General features: G+C 62.5%; 1 protein-coding gene. It reads left to right on the top strand.

Annotation, left to right across the window (positions count from 1 at the left end; all coding sequences use genetic code 11):
* The first annotated feature begins 29 nt into the window (after positions 1 to 29).
* On the top strand, positions 30 to 1,430 hold the full coding sequence (locus tag EN750_RS34005) for a pyruvate dehydrogenase complex E1 component subunit beta (RefSeq protein ID WP_127294427.1): 1,401 nt from the start codon (positions 30 to 32) through the stop codon (positions 1,428 to 1,430).
* The last annotated feature ends 46 nt before the right edge of the window (positions 1,431 to 1,476 follow it).

Below are 1,476 nucleotides of genomic sequence, written 5' to 3'. Positions count from 1 at the left end.
ATATCGTATTGTAACGGGAGGGCAAGGACATGCCGATCGAAATTCTCATGCCCGCTCTCTCGCCGACCATGGAAGAGGGCAATCTTTCGAAGTGGTTGAAGAACGAGGGCGACAAAGTCGTCGCCGGCGACGTCATCGCCGAGATCGAGACCGACAAGGCGACGATGGAAGTCGAAGCCGTTGACGAAGGCACGCTGGGCAAGATCCTGATCGCCGCCGGTACCGAAGGCGTCAAGGTCAACACACCGATCGCCGTGCTGCTACAGGACGGCGAAAGTGCCGGGGATATCGGCAAGGCCGCGGCGCCCGCCAAGGCGGAAGCGCCTGCAAAGGCAGAGGCTCCGGCGGCCGCAGAGGATAAGGCGGAGGCCGCAAAGCCGGCTGCGCCGGTGGCTGCTGCTCCGAAGACGGAAATCGCCGCCGATCCGGACATTCCGGCCGGCACGGAAATGGTCTCGACCACGGTGCGCGAAGCGCTGCGCGATGCGATGGCCGAGGAAATGCGCCGCGACGGCGATGTCTTCGTCATGGGCGAGGAGGTTGCCGAATACCAGGGCGCCTACAAGATCACGCAAGGCCTGCTGCAGGAATTCGGGCCGCGGCGCGTCGTCGACACGCCGATCACCGAGCATGGCTTTGCCGGCGTTGGCGTGGGTGCGGCGATGGCCGGCCTGAAGCCGATCGTCGAGTTCATGACCTTCAACTTCGCCATGCAGGCGATCGACCAGATCATCAACTCGGCCGCCAAGACCCTCTATATGTCGGGCGGCCAGATGGGCGCGCCGATCGTGTTCCGTGGACCGAACGGCGCCGCCGCACGCGTCGCCGCTCAGCACTCGCAGTGCTATGCCGCCTGGTACAGCCACATTCCGGGCCTGAAAGTGGTGATGCCCTACACCGCCGCTGACGCCAAGGGCTTGTTGAAGGCAGCGATCCGCGATCCGAACCCGATCATCTTCCTCGAGAATGAAATCCTCTACGGTCAGTCCTTCGACGTGCCGAAGCTGGACGATTTCGTGCTGCCGATCGGCAAGGCGCGCATCCATAAATCAGGCAAGGATGTCACCATCGTCTCCTTCGGCATCGGCATGACCTATGCGGTCAAGGCTGAAGCGGAACTGCGTGGCCTTGGCATCGATGCCGAGATCATCGACTTGCGCACGATCCGGCCGCTCGATCTCGACACCATCATCGCCTCGGTCAAGAAGACCAACCGCCTGGTGGTGGTGGAGGAAGGTTATCCGCAGAACTCGGTCGGCGACCATATCGCCAACCAGGTGTCGCAGCGCGCCTTCGATTTTCTTGACGCGCCGGTCATCACCATCGCCGGCAAGGATGTGCCGATGCCTTATGCGGCGAACCTCGAGAAGCTGGCGTTGCCGAATGTCGGCGAAGTCATCGAGGCGGTCAAAGCCGTCACGTATCGCTGAACCGGGCGGGAGGACAAAATGCCAATCAACATCACCATGCCGGCCC

The sequence above is a fragment of the Mesorhizobium sp. M7A.F.Ca.ET.027.03.2.1 genome (assembly GCF_003999175.1).
GTDB lineage: Bacteria > Pseudomonadota > Alphaproteobacteria > Rhizobiales > Rhizobiaceae > Mesorhizobium.
Note: the sequence above shows the minus strand (reverse complement) of the source record. Positions and strands in the feature narration are given on the sequence as shown.